Annotated in this window: 20 protein-coding genes; 9 read left to right on the plus strand and 11 right to left on the minus strand. The window is 60.4% G+C overall.

Going from position 1 to position 15,493, the window contains the following annotated elements; all coding sequences use genetic code 11:
- Positions 1–41: 41 nt before the first annotated feature.
- Positions 42–329, plus strand: coding sequence for a SelT/SelW/SelH family protein (locus tag ACIOVB_RS15160; protein ID WP_095187805.1), 288 nt, complete (start codon positions 42–44; stop codon positions 327–329).
- On the opposite strand, the gene ACIOVB_RS15165 is transcribed toward ACIOVB_RS15160, so the two are convergent.
- Entirely contained in the window at positions 323–1,216 is an 894-nt protein-coding gene (locus ACIOVB_RS15165; protein WP_187677319.1) for a DMT family transporter, read from the minus strand. The genes ACIOVB_RS15160 and ACIOVB_RS15165 overlap by 7 nt on opposite strands.
- A 127-nt stretch (positions 1,217–1,343) precedes the next feature.
- Positions 1,344–2,108 (minus strand): AraC family transcriptional regulator, encoded by a 765-nt coding sequence (locus ACIOVB_RS15170; protein WP_401268948.1) that lies wholly within the window; start codon positions 2,106–2,108, stop codon positions 1,344–1,346.
- Between the two features lie 135 nt (positions 2,109–2,243).
- Between ACIOVB_RS15170 and ACIOVB_RS15175 the strand changes: the two genes are divergently transcribed.
- A complete protein-coding gene (locus tag ACIOVB_RS15175) occupies positions 2,244–3,059 on the plus strand; it encodes a UDP-2,3-diacylglucosamine diphosphatase (RefSeq protein ID WP_187677321.1) in 816 nt (271 codons plus the stop codon).
- A gap of 79 nt (positions 3,060–3,138) precedes the next feature.
- On the opposite strand, the gene ACIOVB_RS15180 is transcribed toward ACIOVB_RS15175, so the two are convergent.
- Together ACIOVB_RS15180 and ACIOVB_RS15185 are read right to left on the minus strand one after the other, a co-directional pair.
- Positions 3,139–3,723, minus strand: coding sequence for an HD domain-containing protein (locus ACIOVB_RS15180; protein ID WP_401268951.1), 585 nt, complete (start codon positions 3,721–3,723; stop codon positions 3,139–3,141).
- 22 nt (positions 3,724–3,745) lie between these two features.
- The gene (locus ACIOVB_RS15185) at positions 3,746–4,057 is read right to left on the minus strand and encodes a DUF962 domain-containing protein (protein ID WP_187677323.1); all 312 of its coding nucleotides are present in this window, start codon (positions 4,055–4,057) and stop codon (positions 3,746–3,748) included.
- A 164-nt stretch (positions 4,058–4,221) separates the two neighbouring features.
- Between ACIOVB_RS15185 and ACIOVB_RS15190 the strand changes: the two genes are divergently transcribed.
- Complete coding sequence (locus ACIOVB_RS15190) at positions 4,222–5,283, plus strand: AraC family transcriptional regulator (RefSeq protein ID WP_401268954.1); 1,062 nt, start codon at positions 4,222–4,224, stop codon at positions 5,281–5,283.
- Here the strand turns inward: ACIOVB_RS15190 and ACIOVB_RS15195 are convergent.
- The gene (locus tag ACIOVB_RS15195; protein WP_187677324.1) at positions 5,240–6,694 is read right to left on the minus strand and encodes a TrkH family potassium uptake protein; all 1,455 of its coding nucleotides are present in this window, start codon (positions 6,692–6,694) and stop codon (positions 5,240–5,242) included. The two genes, ACIOVB_RS15190 and ACIOVB_RS15195, sit on opposite strands and share 44 nt — an antisense overlap.
- 121 nt (positions 6,695–6,815) lie before the next feature.
- On the opposite strand from ACIOVB_RS15195, the gene ACIOVB_RS15200 reads away from it, so the two are divergent.
- Complete coding sequence (locus ACIOVB_RS15200) at positions 6,816–7,382, plus strand: nitroreductase family protein (RefSeq protein ID WP_187677325.1); 567 nt, start codon at positions 6,816–6,818, stop codon at positions 7,380–7,382.
- Between the two features lie 225 nt (positions 7,383–7,607).
- On the opposite strand, the gene ACIOVB_RS15205 is transcribed toward ACIOVB_RS15200, so the two are convergent.
- The 6 genes from ACIOVB_RS15205 to ACIOVB_RS15230 form a co-directional block, all read right to left on the minus strand.
- Positions 7,608–8,948: a sensor histidine kinase gene (locus ACIOVB_RS15205; protein ID WP_401268956.1), complete on the minus strand. Its 1,341-nt coding sequence runs from the start codon at positions 8,946–8,948 to the stop codon at positions 7,608–7,610.
- 198 nt (positions 8,949–9,146) lie between these two features.
- On the minus strand, positions 9,147–9,596 hold the full coding sequence (locus tag ACIOVB_RS15210) for a Spy/CpxP family protein refolding chaperone (RefSeq protein WP_401268959.1): 450 nt from the start codon (positions 9,594–9,596) through the stop codon (positions 9,147–9,149).
- A gap of 135 nt (positions 9,597–9,731) precedes the next feature.
- Positions 9,732–10,409 (minus strand): response regulator transcription factor, encoded by a 678-nt coding sequence (locus ACIOVB_RS15215; RefSeq protein WP_187677328.1) that lies wholly within the window; start codon positions 10,407–10,409, stop codon positions 9,732–9,734.
- Between the two features lie 7 nt (positions 10,410–10,416).
- A complete protein-coding gene (locus ACIOVB_RS15220; RefSeq protein WP_187677329.1) occupies positions 10,417–10,827 on the minus strand; it encodes a translation initiation factor 2 in 411 nt (136 codons plus the stop codon).
- A gap of 120 nt (positions 10,828–10,947) precedes the next feature.
- Entirely contained in the window at positions 10,948–11,247 is a 300-nt protein-coding gene (locus tag ACIOVB_RS15225) for a YciI family protein (protein ID WP_187677330.1), read from the minus strand.
- Position 11,248: 1 nt separating this feature from the next.
- Positions 11,249–11,845: a septation protein A gene (locus tag ACIOVB_RS15230; RefSeq protein ID WP_401268961.1), complete on the minus strand. Its 597-nt coding sequence runs from the start codon at positions 11,843–11,845 to the stop codon at positions 11,249–11,251.
- A gap of 87 nt (positions 11,846–11,932) precedes the next feature.
- Between ACIOVB_RS15230 and ACIOVB_RS15235 the strand changes: the two genes are divergently transcribed.
- Genes ACIOVB_RS15235 through ACIOVB_RS15255 form a run of 5 tightly spaced genes read left to right on the plus strand, consistent with a single transcriptional unit; the run spans position 11,933 to position 15,480 of the window.
- On the plus strand, positions 11,933–12,796 hold the full coding sequence (locus ACIOVB_RS15235; protein WP_401268962.1) for a PHP domain-containing protein: 864 nt from the start codon (positions 11,933–11,935) through the stop codon (positions 12,794–12,796).
- A 13-nt stretch (positions 12,797–12,809) separates the two neighbouring features.
- On the plus strand, positions 12,810–13,439 hold the full coding sequence (locus ACIOVB_RS15240; protein ID WP_401268964.1) for an L-threonylcarbamoyladenylate synthase: 630 nt from the start codon (positions 12,810–12,812) through the stop codon (positions 13,437–13,439).
- Positions 13,440–14,261: a ScpA family protein gene (locus tag ACIOVB_RS15245; RefSeq protein WP_103305317.1), complete on the plus strand. Its 822-nt coding sequence runs from the start codon at positions 13,440–13,442 to the stop codon at positions 14,259–14,261. It abuts the gene before it with no gap.
- 11 nt (positions 14,262–14,272) lie between these two features.
- Positions 14,273–15,244 carry an SMC-Scp complex subunit ScpB gene (scpB, locus tag ACIOVB_RS15250; RefSeq protein WP_401268967.1) on the plus strand — a complete coding sequence of 324 codons (972 nt, stop codon included), beginning with the start codon at positions 14,273–14,275 and terminating at the stop codon, positions 15,242–15,244.
- A gap of 44 nt (positions 15,245–15,288) precedes the next feature.
- Positions 15,289–15,480 (plus strand): DUF1289 domain-containing protein, encoded by a 192-nt coding sequence (locus ACIOVB_RS15255; protein ID WP_187677335.1) that lies wholly within the window; start codon positions 15,289–15,291, stop codon positions 15,478–15,480.
- Positions 15,481–15,493: the final 13 nt, after the last annotated feature.

A 15,493-nucleotide genomic window follows, 5' to 3' on the forward strand; every position in this document is an offset into this window, starting at 1 on the left:
CTATTATAGCGGCGCCCTCTGTCTCAGGAGTTTCCACGAACATGACCGTCGCAAAAGCAGAAGTTGTCATCACTTATTGCACCCAATGCCAGTGGCTGCTGCGCGCCGCGTGGCTGGCGCAGGAACTGCTCAGCACCTTCGGCGATGATCTGGGCAAAGTGTCACTGGTGCCGGGCACCGGCGGGGTGTTTCACATCACTTGCGATGACGTGCAGATCTGGGAGCGCAAGGCCGATGGTGGTTTTCCCGAAGCCAAGGTGCTCAAGCAGCGAGTGCGCGATCAGATCGATCCTGACCGCGACCTCGGCCACAACGATCGTACTCAGTGAGAGGTTGCCTCGGCGGCGACGGTTTTTTTGTCGGCATGGCCGGACATGCGCGCCGACACCACGATGGCGACGATGATCAATGCGCCGCCGAGAAGCATGCGTAACGTCGGGTTCTCATTGAACAGAAGCCAGGCGATGGTGATGCCGTAGACGGGCTCCATGGCGAACACCACTGCGGCGGTGCGCGCCTTGATCACCGCCAGGCTGGCGACGAACAGGCTGTGGGCGACGCCGGTGCAGAACACCCCGAGCAGGGCGATCCACAACCAGTCCAGTGCGCGCACTTCGCTCAGTTGCGGCGCCGCGACCGGCAGCAGACACAACGCCACCACCACGTTTTGACACAACGCCGCCTGCACCGCCGGGATGCGTCCGGAGCTGGCGCGGTTGGTCAGCGACAGTAGGGAAAACAACAGCCCGGATAACACCGCCCAGAGCAAACCGACGGTAGAGCCGCTGGCCAGATCGAACGCCGGGGTCACCAGCACCAGACCGACGCTCACCAGCACCACCAGCACAATTTCATTGGCGCGGATGCGCTCACGGAAGATCAGCCCTTCGAGAATCACCGTGAAGGCCGGGAAACTGGCGAAGCCCAACGTCGCGATCGCCACGCCGGCAACCTTCACCGCAATGAAAAAGCTCACCCAATGTCCGGCCAACAGTACGCCGCTCAGCGCCAGGCGCCGCCAGTCCACGGCTTGCAGTTTTTGCCAGCCGCTCTGGCTGGCGAAACGGGCGAAAAACGCCAGGGCAAGTACGGCGAAAGCGGCACGTCCGAAGACGATCACGGCCGGCGATGCTGCGGCGAGTTTGCCGAACACGCCGGTCAGGCCGAACATCAGAGCGCCGATATGCAGGGCGCCGAGGGCGGTACGCGGGGTCATTGCAATCCTTAATCCAGACAAGGTTTTTTTGATTGATCGTTCCCACGCAGGAGCGTGGGAACGATCAATCGTCTGCGGCAGCTCCTACACATTGAACCGTGTAACGACGTATATGTCTGTCGGCGGACTATCGGGTTTTGTTGCAGGAATCGCGTCGTAGCTGGCCGGGCGATGAACCAAACTCACGCAGGACAGCGGCCGAGAAAGCGCTTTGCGAGCTGTAGCCAACGCGACTGGCGATTTCACCGATGGGCAGCACAGTCTCGCGCAGCAGGCCCATGGCCTTGTGCAGCCGCCGACTGCGAATGTAGTCCATCGGTGTCTGCCCGCATTCAGCGACAAACCGTGCGTGCAGGCGCGCCGTAGACAACCCGGCCACTTGCGCCAGATCGGCGACTTGCAGCGGGTATGCAGCGTTTTGCTCAATGTGCGCATCCAGCGCCGCGTAGGGCAGGCGCCGAGTGCAGACTTCGGCAGGTTTGGCGTGATTCAGACTGGCCAACAACAGCACTGCACCTTGCTGCGCAATCACTGGATCGGTGACCGGACTGTTCGCCAGCCAGTTGACCAACTGGCTTTGCCCGGAATCCAGCGACAGGCGCGCAGGGTTGTCGAGCAAGCGGCGGCTGGCGTCGGCATGGTCACCGAGTGAATCCGCGACCCATTGCCCATCGGGAATATCCAGCACCAGACAACGACTCCCCTGTGGACTGCCGCAGGCGTGATGGGCGCCGGAGGGGACCACCACGAAGCTCTGCTGACGCACCTGACTGCCACAACCTTCCACCTCGAAATCCAGCGCGCCGGACAGGCCGAACACCAGTTGGGCGTGCTCGTGGCTGTGGACGATCAGATCGCGGGTGTACTGACGCAAGGTAAGGATCGGTCGCATGGCAGATCGTCTCCGAAGTGATCGCCAGTCTACACCAGCGCCCCCGGAATGCGCTGTCACAGGACTGACTCGTGACTGTCATGGTCGATTAACCGGACGGGCGCACTGTGGCGAAAACATCGCAGAGGGTTGCCCATGACCAGCGCCGAGCTCGCCAAACCCAGCCGCAAACAACGGGTGCGCACCTTGTGGATCTCCGACGTGCATCTGGGCACTCGGGATTGCCAGGCCGAACACTTGTCGCAATTTCTCAAGGGCTATCACGCCGACAAGATCTATCTGGTCGGCGACATCATCGACGGCTGGAAACTGCGTGGCGGCATGTACTGGCCTCAGGCGCATACCAATGTGATCCGCCGCTTGCTGACCATGAGCAAGCGCGGCACCGAGGTTATCTACGTCACCGGCAACCACGATGAATTCCTGCGTCGTTATTCGAAGCTGATTCTGGGCAACATTCAGTTGGTCGATGAGGCTGTGCATGTCACGGCGGATGGCCGGCATCTGCTGGTGATTCACGGTGACCAGTTTGATGTGATCACTCGATACCACCGCTGGCTGGCGTTTCTCGGCGACTCGGCCTACGAATTTACGCTGACGCTCAATCGCTGGCTCAACCATTGGCGCGCGCGGTATGGCTACGGTTACTGGTCCCTTTCGGCCTATCTCAAACACAAAGTGAAGACCGCCGTGAGCTTTATCAGCGATTTTGAAGAAGCGATCGCCCATGAGTGTGTGAAGCGTGAATTGCATGGCGTGGTGTGCGGGCACATTCACCATGCCGAGATCCGTAAGGTCGGCGAGGTGGATTACCTCAATTGTGGCGATTGGGTGGAGTCGTGTACGGCGTTGATCGAACACTGGGACGGCACGATCGAGCTTTATCGGTTGGCGGATGCGCAGGCGCGTGAGGCTGAACTCAAGACTGCCAAAGTGGCAGAGATCGCTTAAAAGCAAAAGCTCGCAGCCTTCGGCAGCTCCTGCACATGGCCTCATGTAGGCGCTGCCGAAGGCTGCGAGCTTTTGATCTTCAGGCGTGTTCTTCCATCGCCGCCTTGTAAATCGAGTGCTTCGGCTGGGCAAACAACCGCTGCATCATCGGCTGGAAAAAGCTCAGCGGCAGAGTGTCATACGCCGGGTCGAACGCCGCCGCGTCGTATTTTGCGCAGAATTCGGCGGTCGCCTGAAACTGCGGGTGCTCCTTGAACTGCTCGCGCAGGTGCCGATCCATGCCCAGGTGATGGAAGAAGTAATAGCCCTGGAAGATCCCGTGCTTTTCCACCATCCAAAGGTTTTCGGCACTGACGAACGGCTTGAGAATCGCCGCGGCAATGTCCGGATGGTTGTAAGAACCGAGGGTGTCGCCGATGTCATGCAACAACGCGCACACCACGTATTCCTCGTCACGCCCGTCACGATACGCGCGGGTCGCGGTTTGCAGCGAGTGGGTCAGGCGATCCACCGGGAAACCGCCGAAATCACCTTCAAGCAATTTCAGGTGGGTCATGATCCGTGATGGCAGCTGTTTGGCGTAGGCACTGAAGTCTGCGGCGATGATCGCCCAGTCTTCCTGCGTACCGTCCTTCATGTGGGTGAAGCGGGCATTGGCGTTCATGGGCCATCCTCAATGTCGGTTTTCAGAAGGCCACGCGACCCAGAATCATGTCGCGGTACATGGCGAAATCGCCGAGCAAGCTGTACAGCGGATGCTGAAAAGTCGCCGGTCGATTCTTTTCAAAGAAGAAATGCCCGACCCAGGCGAAGCTGTAACCGGCCAGCGGCAAGGCCAGCAACAGCAGCCAGGCACCCTTGGCGATGGTCAGCGCGAGAATAAAAATCACCAGTGTCGTGCCGATGAAATGCAGGCGACGACAGGTGCTATTGCTGTGTTCGCTGAGGTAATACGGGTAGAACTCAGCGAAGCTGTTGAAATGCTTGATGTTTTCCACGACCGCGTTCTCTGTGGTTGTTGTTCTGGCGACGAGTTGTTCTGCGGGTAGCTTATTTGAGTCTAGAGTGATCATTGGCGTGGGCCAGTGACTATCGGCGCCACTTTAGTATCCTTCGCAAATCAGGCCGCAGCATGCGGCCCCTCATGTAAAAGAAAAACACCATGAGCGAACGAACGACTTCTGCAAGCTGGGCGATGGGGATTGTCAAAGCATTGGAGATGGACGGCCTGGATTGCCGGGTTCTGTTCAAGCAGTTGGGGCTTGATTACGCCGCCCTGGATGATCCGGATGCGCGCTTCCCGCAAGATTCCATGACCCGACTCTGGCAACGGGCGGTCGAGCTGTCCGGCAACCCGGCGATCGGCCTGAACATGGGCAAAGTGGTGCGACCGGCGTCGTTTCATGTCGCCGGTTATGCGCTGATGTCCAGCAACACGTTGGCCGAAGGCTTTCAGCGACTGGTGCGCTATCAGCGGATCATTGCCGAGAGTGCCGACCTGAGTTTTCGCCTGCTGGAAGAAGGTTATGCGCTGATTCTGACGGTGCATGGCGACCACCTGCCGCCGACCCGGCAAAGCGCCGAAGCCTCGCTGGCGTGTGCGTTGGCCCTGTGTGGCTGGCTGAGCGGGCGCACGCTGCACCCGGTCAAAGTGCTGGTGCAGGGCGATGAACCGCAAAATCTGCAACCTTACAAACAGGCTTTCCATGCACCGCTGACGTTTAACGCACCTTACGACGCGTTGATTTTCGAGCGCGCCGACATGGAAGCGCCGCTGCCCACCGCCAACGAGGCGATGGCGCTGCTGCATGACCGGTTTGCCGGGGAATACCTGGCGCGGTTTTCCGAAAGTCGCGTGACCCACAAGGCCCGCCAGGTGCTCTGCCGTTTGCTGCCGCAGGGTGAGCCCAAGCGCGATACCGTCGCGCAGACCTTGCACTTGTCGCAGCGCACGCTGCAGCGCCGGTTGCAGGAGGAGGGCACGAGTTTTCAGCAATTGCTCGATGACACCCGCCGCGAACTGGCCGAGCAGTACCTGGCGCAACCGAGCATGACCCTGCTGGAAATCGCCTATCTGTTGGGTTTTGCCGATCCGAGCAATTTCTTTCGCGCGTTCCGGCGCTGGTTCGACACCACGCCCGGCGATTACCGGGCGCGGTTGTTACAGGCGCCGAATGCGATCAGTGACGCCAAAAGGCCGGAATACACAGCACAAACACCGTGATGATCTCCAGTCGGCCGAGCAGCATGCCGAACGACAGGATCCACTTGGCAGCATCCGGCAGCGTCGCGAAGTTGCCCGCCGGGCCAATGGTTTCGCCCAACCCCGGGCCTACGCCGGATACGGTACTGGCGGCGCCGGTCAGCGCGGTCATCCAGTCCACGCCCAACAGTGACAGCAGCAGGGCGATCACGCAGATGGTGATGGCGAAGAAGAACGAGAAGGTCAGAATCGAGCGCACGATCTCTTCGTCGAGGCGGTGACCGTTGTACTTCTGCTTGATTACCGCGCGCGGGTGGATCAACTGGTTAAGGTTGGCCTTGAGGAGGATGTAGGCGACCTGGAAACGGAAGATCTTGATCCCGCCGGCAGTCGAGCCCGAGCAACCACCCACAAAACCCAGATAGAAAAACAGCATCAGCGAGAAGTTGCCCCACAGGCTGTAGTCACCGAGGGCAAAACCGGTGGTGGTCAGCACCGACGTCACGTTCAGCGCCACATGGCGCAAAGCTTCGAGCCAATGCAGATTGGTCGTCCACCAATACCAGGTGCCGAGCACCAGCCAGGTCACCAGCAACATGCCGAGCAAACCCTGCACCTGTTGATCCTTGATCAGCGCCTTGCGGTTGCCCCGCAACGTGGCTACGTAGAGGGTAAACGGCAAGCTGCCGAGAATCATGACCACCACCGCCACCCAGTGCACCGCCGGTTGCGTCCACTTGGCCAGCGACTGGTCGGATGTCGAGAACCCGCCGGTGGAAATCGCCGACATCGCATGATTGATCGCGTCGAACAGGCTCATCCCGGCCCACCAGAACGCCAGGCTGCCAAGGATGGTGATGCCGACATACGCCGCCACGATCAGCCGCGCCACCATGTGCGAGCGCGGCATGACCTTTTCCGAGCGGTCTGACGATTCGGTCTGGAACAGGCGCATGCCACCGATGCGCAACAGCGGCAGAATCGCCACCGCCATGCCGATAAAGCCGATGCCGCCGATCCAGTGCAGCAACGAGCGCCACATCAAGATGCCGGGGGACATGTTGTCCAGGCCCGTGAGCACGGTCGAACCGGTGGCGGTGATGCCGGACATGCTTTCGAAAAACGAGTCGGTGTAGCTGATGTGCTGGGTCAGCAGAAACGGCAGCGCCGCGAAGATACATACCACCAGCCAACTGCTGACGGTCAGCAGGTACATGTCGCGCGGGCGCAGATGAATGTGTTCCGGGCGACCGGGAATCACCAGCGCGAGGCCGGCGACGAAGGTGATCATGCTTGCCCAGAGGAACGACGGCAGATCGCCGGTGCGATCGAAAATCACCAGGGTGGCCATGGGCACGACCATGGCAATCGCCAGGGTGATCAGGAAGATGCCGATGATGAAACCAATGATCCGTAAGGTCGGCAACGCCATGAAGTCCGCTCGGGCTGATGTGGGAAGGGCGCCATTCTACCTGTGGGGCAGGGCATGTAAACCGGCATCCCTTTGACAGATACAGCTAGAATAGCCGCACATTTTTCTCAGGAGGTGGCCGATGCAGGCTCTCGACGCTTTGCTCAACCGTGTTTCCGTTCCCCGACTGGTCGAACCGGCCCCGACTGCCGAGCAGCGCGAAGCCTTGTTTGGCGCGGCGCTGCGTGCACCGGATCACGGGCATTTGCAGCCGTATCGCTTCCTGACTGTCGAAGGCGCGGCGCGTGAGCAGATGGGCGAGTTGCTGGCCGAGGCTGCGCAGAAGCAGGAAGGCGAAGTCACTGAAGCAATGATCGACAAAGCCCGCAACGGCCCACTGCGGGCGCCGTTGGTAGTTGTGGTGATCGCGAAGTTGCAGGAACACGTCAAGTACCCGAAGGCTGAGCAATTGCTGGCGGCGGGCTGTGCGGCACACGGGATTTTGCTGGCAGCGTATGCGCAGGGGATTGGTGCTGTTTGGCGTACCGGTGATCTGGCTTATTCGGCGCATGTGGCCAAAGGCCTGGGGCTGGCGGAAGGTGAAGAAGTGATTGCCTTCCTGTACCTCGGCACGCCGCAGAAAGAACCGCGTGTGGCCGAGAAGGTTGATCTGGCGGAGTTTGTCAGCGCTTGGCCGGGTAAAGCCTGAAGATCAAAAGCCCCTCACCCTAACCCTCTCCCGGGGGGAGAGGGGACTGATTGGGGGATACTCCAGAGATACGCCGACCTGAGCGATTTTTGGTGAATCCGGAATCGACTCGGTTTAGCGCTTGGTGTAACCATAATCGACACGGTTTTTCAGGTCGATGTATGACGCAAGACCCTTCGGTCGGCCCCCTCTCCCTCCGGGAGAGGGCTGGGGTGAGGGTGGCTCTTAGGGCTGCACTACAGCACCCGGCACCAACGGCAACTCCAGACTGGCAATAAACCCGCCCTCAGAATGATTCGCCAACACCAGACTCCCGCCATGGCGCTCCGCCGCACGCTTGGCAATCGCCAATCCAAGACCATGCCCCGCTGCGGTCTGCCCCGGCGCCCGATAGAACGGCTCGCCTAACTGATTCAAATGCTCGGCCTGCACCCCCGGCCCATGGTCACGCACGCTCACCACGATGCGTTCGCCCTGACGTGAGGCCTTCATTTCAATCGGCTGGCCCTCCGGATTGAAACGCTGGGCATTGCGCAGCAGGTTATCGACAGCGCGCTCGATCATGGTCGGCCAACCCTTGAAATTCAGTTGCGGCTCGACGTCCAGGTGCACGGTCTGCTCTGGCGAGCCGAGTTGCGCGTCCTTTTGCAGAAGGCTGAGCAGTGCGTTCAAGTCCACTTCTTCAGCGCTGGCGTTGTCGGCATCGACCCGCGCCAACACCAGAATTTCACTGATCAACGCTTCGAGCCGGTCGCATTCGCGGGTCAGGCGGGGCCAGAGCTTTTCCCGTTCTTCAGGGTTTGCCCGTTCCGCCAGTGCCAGTGCAATGCGCAGCCGTGCCAGCGGTGAACGCAGTTCGTGAGACACGTCTCGCAGTAATTGACGCTGACTGCCGATCAGACTTTGCAGGCGCGCGCCCATGCGGTTGAAGTCGGTTGCCAGCACGCCGAATTCGTCGCGGCGGTTGGCCAGTTTCGCCAGGCTATTTTGCTGATAAGTCGTCTGCCCCAGATCATGCACCGCGCCGCGTAATCGGCTGAGCGGGCGGGTGATGGAGAACGTCACCAGCAGGCTGAACAGGGTTAGCACCACCAGCGCGATACCCAGCGCACTTAACGGCCAGAGCAGGCTTTCGCGGTGCCAGGCGTCGAGTTCCGGGTGCGGGATGCGGTAGATGAACAGGTAGGTGTCGCCGGTTTTATCACTGGTGAATTCATCGGTCAGACGCCGCCATGGCAGGCGGCGGTCATCGTTGTTCTGGCGGGCTTCGAAGGCTGCCGCGCGGCGGGGAAAGGTGCCGCGCACCACTGGGTCGCCGGTCTCGTTGAGGACCTGAACGTCGATGTGGTACTGGCGTTTGCGTTGCTCGAGGATGTTCTGAGCGGCTTCTTCGCCTTGGGCTTCGTAGGTCTGCGTCCACTCGGCGGCCAGAGTGTTGAGGCCCGGGTGACGACTGAGGATCCACGCGTCCTGATTGAGCATGTGCCCCAGCAGAATGGAGAGCCCTGCCACCAGAGCGATAGCCAGCCAGAAGCTCGCGAGAATACGCCAGAACAATGAACGCACAGAAAATCCTCAATCAGACACAAAACCCCTGTAGGAGCTGCCGCAGGCTGCGATCTGATCGTTCCCACGCTTTGCGTGGGAATGCAGCCGGGGACGTTCTGCGTCCCACAGCTAAAAGATCGCAGCCTGCGGCAGCTCCTACAGGGTCGAATGTAAGCAGGCCCAACGGTTTAAGCCGTTGGGCCTGAAGTCAGAACATTATTGCGCCTTTTGCGGCTGTTGCGCTTTCCAGGCCTTGAACTCGGCCCATTCTGCGCGACGTTCGGCCTGTTTCTTCTGCATCTCGTCGAATTTCTTCTGTTGATCCGGTTTCAACACGGCGCGGACATCAGACTCGGCTTTTTTGTGGTTGGCCGCCATCTCGTCCTTCATGGCTTTCTGGTCAGCTGGCGAGAGTTTTTCCAGGTACTTGTCGACCACTTGCTTACGCTCGTGCATCTGCTCGCCCATGATCTTGCGGATCTGCTCGCGTTGTTCGCGGGACAGGTCGAGTTGGCTGTACGGGCCTTTGCCGTGCATGCCGTGCATCTGACCGCCGTGGCGTGGGCCTTCGAGTGGGCCACCCATCGGGCCGCCATCTTGCGGCATGGCCATGGCGACGGTTGGCAGAGCGGCAGCGAACATCAGAGCGATAAGAGTCTTGCGCATGGTGTATCTCCTTGTCTCGTTCCCGGTACGTTCCGGATGAGTTCAGATTACGGAGATCAAGGTCAGCGGCGGTCAGCGCTACGTAAAGCTTGGGTAAAGACGATACGGCGCTGACCTGACAAAAATGACACAGCGTCAGAGGCTGTAGTAGTAACCGCGGCTGCGCAGAGCCACGATCCGCGGGCGGCCGTCGGGGTGTGGGCCGATCTTTTTGCGCAGGTTGCTGACGTGCATGTCGAGGCTGCGGTCGTACAGGGTCAACTTGCGGCCGAGGGCAAGTTGCGCCAGTTCCTGTTTGTCCAGCGGCTCGCCGGGCTGTTTGAGCAACGCTTCGAGCAAGCGGCTTTCGGAAACGGTAAGGGTCAGTTCTTTCTCGTCGATGCTGACCACGCCGCGCACCGGGCTGAAACTCAGGTCACCCAGTTCCAACTGCGTCGACACGGCGGCCGGATGGCTGCGGCGCAACACGGCGCGCAAGCGGGCAGTCAGTTCACGCGGGTCGCAGGGTTTGGCCAGGTAATCGTCGGCACCCAGTTCCAGGCCGAGAATGCGGTCCAGCGGCTCGCCACGGGCGGAGAGCATCAGCACCGGCAGATCGGCGTGATCGTTACGCAATTGCTTGAGCAGTTCCAGACCACTGCCATCGGGCAGCATCACGTCCAGCACCACTGCCGCCGGAGCGGTTTCGGCCAAGGCCTTGCGGGCGCTCTGACCGTCGTGGCAGGCGCGCACCTGGAAGCCTTCCTGGCTCAACCAACTGCTCAGGAGCTCACACAGCTCCACGTCATCATCAATAAGTAACAGCTCGCTCATGACTCACTCAATTTAGCCATTGCCGACGTTTTCGGCTTGCACCACTGGCAAAGATACCGCAGAGCAGCGCCAATAGCGCTACCCCGGCGCCGGTGACGAACCACTGCTGCTGATCGGTCAGCAGGCGCGGCAGCGTGCTGGCCTGGGCTTCCTTGAGTTGCAGCTTGAGGCGCTGGTTCTCTTGGCGCAACCGGGCGAGCTGGGCGCTCTCGCGGGTGTTGTCGGCATTTTGCAGTTGTTTGTTCAATTCTTCGCGCTGCTGCTCGCTGGCCTTGAGACGCTGTTGCAACTCGGTGATCTGGCTGCCGGCACTCAATGACAATGGCGTAGAGCTGCCGCCTTCGGTGGCTTCCTCACCATGGGCGGGCGCCATGATCGACAACGTGACCAACATCAGACACAACGGACCCTTGCGCATCGCGACACCTGTTTCCAAATGGATATTGGGCAGGTTGTCGGCAGGCAAACAAGAATAATGAGCGATTGAGAACGCGATGAACCGACAAGGTTCATCGCGTGGAGGATTTGCGGGGGAAAGTTACGGCAGGACTTGCTTGAACGGCTTCACGATCACAGTGGCGTAGACCCCGGCAGCGATGTACGGATCGGCATCGGCCCAGGCTTGCGCGGCGCTAAGGGAATCGAATTCGGCGACGATCAGGCTGCCGGTGAAACCCGCTGCACCCGGATCATTGCTGTCGACGGCCGGGTGCGGGCCGGCCAATACGATGCGGCCTTCGCCCTTGAGCACTTGCAGGCGTTCCAGGTGCGCAGGGCGCGCGGCCAGGCGAGCTTCGAGCGAGTTGGCAACGTCGGTGGCAATGATTGCGTAGAGCATGTCAGTCCTCGGTTTTTGGTGTTGTGGTATCGGTGTCGTGCAGGTGACGGGACAGATAAATGCCCTGAGCCACCAGGAACAGCACGGTCATGCCCAGGCTGCCGAACACCTGGAAGTCCACCCAGAGCCTCTGGAAGCTGAAGGCGACGAACAGGTTGGCGGCCCCGCAGAACAGGAAAAAGGCGATCCAGGCGATGTTCAGGCGCGTCCAGACTGGATCCGGCAGGGTCAGTGCATGGCCCATGATGCGCTTGATCAGCAGGCGGTCACCGATGAAGTGGCTGCCGATGAAGGCGACAGCGAACAACCAGTTGACCACCGGGGCTTTCCATTTCAGGAACGTCTCGCTGTGGAAGGCCAGGGTCAGGCTGCCGAACACGAGGCAGGCGATCAGGGTCAGCCATTGGCTCTTTTCCAGCTTGCGCTGTTTGATGAAAAGCGCGCCGTACACCGCCAGAGAGCTGATGATCAGCATCGCAGTGGCGCTGTAAATACCGCCTACAGTGACTTCATGGCCCGCAATGTCGACGACCCGTGGATCAAGTTTGTAAACGATGAAAAACAGCAGAAGCGGGATGAAATCGATGAATTGTTTCACAGTGAGAGCCAGAAGCTGGATGTGGCGGCATAATAACAAACATATGGGCGCGCGATAGCGCCGGCTGATTTGAGGTTACAACTCCCCGTGAATGTTGATTTGCACTGCCACAGCACGGCCTCCGATGGCGGCCTGGCGCCTGCGGTTCTGGTTGCGCGTGCGTTCGAGAACGGCGTGCGAGTCTTGGCATTGACCGACCATGACACCCTCGAAGGCCTCGCCGAAGCGCGCATGGCCGCGACTGAGTTGGGGATGCAACTGGTCAATGGCGTCGAACTCTCCTGCACCTGGGGCGGCGCGACCATCCATGTGTTGGGCTACGGTTTCGACGTCAACGCCGCGCCGCTGGTCGAGGCCATCGCCAAGTTGCACGATGGCCGCTGGCTGCGGTCGGAAGAAATAAGCCGCAAGCTCGCCCTCAAGGGCATGCCCGGCGCCCTCGACGGCGCACGACAGATCCAGCAAGCACTGGGTGACAGCGGCAACGCGCCGGCCCGTCCGCATTTCGCCGACTGGATGGTGCGTGAAGGTTATGTAAAGGATCGCGCCGAGGCATTCCGCAAATGGCTTGGCGCCGGCAAGCTGGGCGACGTCAAACTGCACTGGCCGACTCTGGAAGACACTGTCGGTACTCTGCGCGCCGCCGGGGCCTGGGTCAGTCTGGCGCATCCATGGCACTACGATTTCACCCGCAGCAAGCGCCGAAAGCTGATTGCCGACTATATTCAAGCGGGCGGGCATGCGATCGAAGTGGTCAATGGCCATCAGCCTGCGGAACAGGTGGGCAGCCTGGCAATCCTTGCCCGTGAGTTCGGTCTGCTGGTCAGCGCCGGCAGTGATTTTCATGGCCCTGGAGGCTGGTCCGAGATCGGCCAATACCGGCCGGTTCCCGAGGACCTTCCACCCCTGTGGTGTCGGTTCAAACATGACACAGTTATTGCCGCCGTCTGAACAGGTAGAGAATGTGAGTCAATTTTTCCAGATTCATCCGGAAAACCCGCAAGCGCGCCTGATCAAACAGGCAGTCGAGATCATCCGCAAGGGCGGGGTGGTGATTTATCCCACGGACTCTTCCTACGCCATTGGTTGCCAGATTGGCGACAAGACGGCCATTGAGCGCGTGCGGCGGCTGCGTCAGCTCGATGAGAAACACAACTTCGCGCTGATCTGCAGCGATCTGTCGCAACTGGGTAACTACGCCAAGATCGACACCGGCACCTTCCGCATTCTCAAGGCTCACCTGCCAGGGCCGTACACCTTCATTCTCAATGCCACCCGTGAAGTGCCACGGCTGCTCCTGCATCCGAAGAAGCGCACCATCGGCCTGCGTGTGCCGAGCCACCCGATTGCGTTGGCGCTGTTGGCCGAGCTCGGCGAGCCGCTGATGAGCGTGACCCTGATCATGCCCGGCGACGAAGATCCACTGAGCGATCCGTACGAAATGCGCCAGTTGCTCGAACACCAAGTGGACTTGATCATCGACGGCGGTTTTGGCGGCATCAAGGCCTCCACCGTGATCGACCTGACCGGCGACGATCCGGAAGTGATCCGCGTCGGTTGCGGCGATCCTTCCCCGTTCATGGTCGAGGCCTGAATGTCCGCAGTAGAAACCGTTGTCGATCCGCAGGCCGGCGCCCAGCAGGAACTGCCGTTTGCCATGGTCTATGGCCAGGCGGTCATGGAAATGCCGCTGGACCTTTACATTCCTCCGGATGCACTCGAGGTCTTCCTTGAAGCCTTCGAAGGCCCGCTCGACCTGCTGCTGTACCTGATCCGCAAACAGAACATCAACATCCTCGACATCCCGGTGGCGGAAATCACCCGCCAGTACATGGGTTATGTCGAGTTGATGCAGTCGGTGCGTCTTGAACTGGCCGCCGAGTATCTGGTGATGGCCGCGATGCTGGCCGAGATCAAGTCGCGCATGCTGCTGCCACGGGCCGAAACCGTCGAAGACGAAGAAGACGACCCGCGCGCCGAACTGATCCGCCGCTTGCAGGAGTACGAACGCTTCAAGGCGGCCGCTGAAGGCATTGATGGCTTGAGCCGGGTTGGCCGCGACGTCGTGGTGCCCAAGCTCGACGCCCCGGAAGCCCGGGCGCGCAAGTTGTTGCCCGATGTGGCGCTGGAAGAAATCCTGATGTGCATGGCCGAAGTGCTGCGCCGTGGCGACATGTTTGAAAGCCATCAGGTCAGTCGCGAGGCCCTGTCGACCCGCGAGCGCATGAGCGATGTGCTGGAACGGCTCAAGGGCGGCGGTTTTGTGCCGTTCGTCGAGCTGTTCACTGCCGAAGAAGGTCGCCTCGGTGTGGTAGTGACCTTTATGGCGATCCTTGAACTGGTCAAGGAATCCTTGGTCGAGCTGGTGCAGAATGAGCCGTTCGCCGCGATCCACGTGCGAGCCCGAGCCGAATAACGAGTCGAAACATGAACCTGACTGAACCCCGCGAGCTGGCGTCCCTGCTTGAAGCCTTTCTGTTGGCCTCGGGAAAACCGCAATCCCTTGAGCGCCTCTACGAACTGTTCGAAGAGGGCGAGCGGCCAGAACCGCCGGTCTTCAAGAAAGCCCTGGCATTGTTGGCCAAGTCCTGTGATGGGCGCGCGTTCGAGCTGAAGGAAGTCTCGTCCGGCTATCGCCTGCAGATTCGCGAGAAGTTTTCGCCGTGGGTTGGCCGCCTCTGGGAAGAACGCCCGCAGCGTTATTCCCGTGCCTTGCTGGAAACCATCGCGCTGATTGCCTATCGCCAGCCGATCACCCGAGGCGAGATCGAAGACGTTCGTGGTGTGGCGGTCAACAGCAACATCGTCAAAACCCTGATCGAGCGCGAGTGGATCCGCATCGTCGGTTACCGCGACGTGCCGGGCAAACCGGCGATGTTCGCCACCACCAAGGCGTTTCTCGATCACTTCAACCTGAAGAACCTTGAAGACCTGCCGCCGCTGGCCGAGTTGCGCGAGATGGAAGCCGACCCGGTGCTGGATTTCGACGATGCCCCGGTGCCGCAGAGTTTGCAGGAACTGGCCGACGCCAGCGCCGAGCCGGAAGAGGAGAAGGAGGAAACCAGTTTCCACACCTTGCTGCTGGAGCTGGACAGCATGGAGGAGGGGATCAAGACCGACTTCGACGATTTGCTGCGTGATGGTGCCGATGGCGACGTGCTGCCGACCGAGCCTGAGGTTGAAATTGTCGAGCCAGTCATTGAGATTGAACCTGAGACCGAGCCTGAAGCCGAACCTGAAGAGGACATTCTTGGTGTTGCCGAGGCCCGGGAAAAACTCTTGGCTGCCGTTGCTGCCCTGGAGCAGTCCGCACCAGAACCCGAACTGAGCGAAGAAGAAGCCGAAGCCCGCGCGCTGGCCGAAGCGATCGAAGCCGAACGCCGCGAGTTCGAGGACTGAGGCTCGCCGAAGGCTGCGATCTTTTGATCTTCAAGTGAGACCCCATGAGCTCGACTAAAGACCCCTGCATCAGCCTCTGCAAATTCACCGATGACATTTGCCTCGGCTGCGGGCGCAGCAAGCGCGAAATCAAAGCCTGGAAGAAACTCGACAAGGATGACAAGCGCATCGTGCTGGCCGAAGCTGCGCTGCGCCTGATCAAGCTTGGCGGCGCCGGTCGGCGGAAAAAGAAATAACTGTCGATCGATC

Source organism: Pseudomonas sp. NPDC087639, assembly GCF_044743385.1.
Taxonomy (GTDB): domain Bacteria; phylum Pseudomonadota; class Gammaproteobacteria; order Pseudomonadales; family Pseudomonadaceae; genus Aquipseudomonas.

Excerpts from the sequence above, each read along its gene's own strand:
- ACIOVB_RS15160 (WP_095187805.1), top strand. The coding sequence starts at position 42 with ATGACCGTCGCAAAAGCAGAAGTTGTCATCACTTATTGCACCCAATGC.
- ACIOVB_RS15165 (WP_187677319.1), bottom strand. The coding sequence starts at position 1,216 with ATGACCCCGCGTACCGCCCTCGGCGCCCTGCATATCGGCGCTCTGATG.
- ACIOVB_RS15170 (WP_401268948.1), bottom strand. The coding sequence starts at position 2,108 with ATGCGACCGATCCTTACCTTGCGTCAGTACACCCGCGATCTGATCGTC.
- ACIOVB_RS15175 (WP_187677321.1), top strand. The coding sequence starts at position 2,244 with ATGACCAGCGCCGAGCTCGCCAAACCCAGCCGCAAACAACGGGTGCGC.
- ACIOVB_RS15180 (WP_401268951.1), bottom strand. The coding sequence starts at position 3,723 with ATGAACGCCAATGCCCGCTTCACCCACATGAAGGACGGTACGCAGGAA.
- ACIOVB_RS15190 (WP_401268954.1), top strand. The coding sequence starts at position 4,222 with ATGAGCGAACGAACGACTTCTGCAAGCTGGGCGATGGGGATTGTCAAA.
- ACIOVB_RS15195 (WP_187677324.1), bottom strand. The coding sequence starts at position 6,694 with ATGGCGTTGCCGACCTTACGGATCATTGGTTTCATCATCGGCATCTTC.
- ACIOVB_RS15200 (WP_187677325.1), top strand. The coding sequence starts at position 6,816 with ATGCAGGCTCTCGACGCTTTGCTCAACCGTGTTTCCGTTCCCCGACTG.
- ACIOVB_RS15210 (WP_401268959.1), bottom strand. The coding sequence starts at position 9,596 with ATGCGCAAGACTCTTATCGCTCTGATGTTCGCTGCCGCTCTGCCAACC.
- ACIOVB_RS15215 (WP_187677328.1), bottom strand. The coding sequence starts at position 10,409 with ATGAGCGAGCTGTTACTTATTGATGATGACGTGGAGCTGTGTGAGCTC.
- ACIOVB_RS15220 (WP_187677329.1), bottom strand. The coding sequence starts at position 10,827 with ATGCGCAAGGGTCCGTTGTGTCTGATGTTGGTCACGTTGTCGATCATG.
- ACIOVB_RS15225 (WP_187677330.1), bottom strand. The coding sequence starts at position 11,247 with ATGCTCTACGCAATCATTGCCACCGACGTTGCCAACTCGCTCGAAGCT.
- ACIOVB_RS15245 (WP_103305317.1), top strand. The coding sequence starts at position 13,440 with ATGTCCGCAGTAGAAACCGTTGTCGATCCGCAGGCCGGCGCCCAGCAG.
- scpB (WP_401268967.1), top strand. The coding sequence starts at position 14,273 with ATGAACCTGACTGAACCCCGCGAGCTGGCGTCCCTGCTTGAAGCCTTT.
- ACIOVB_RS15255 (WP_187677335.1), top strand. The coding sequence starts at position 15,289 with ATGAGCTCGACTAAAGACCCCTGCATCAGCCTCTGCAAATTCACCGAT.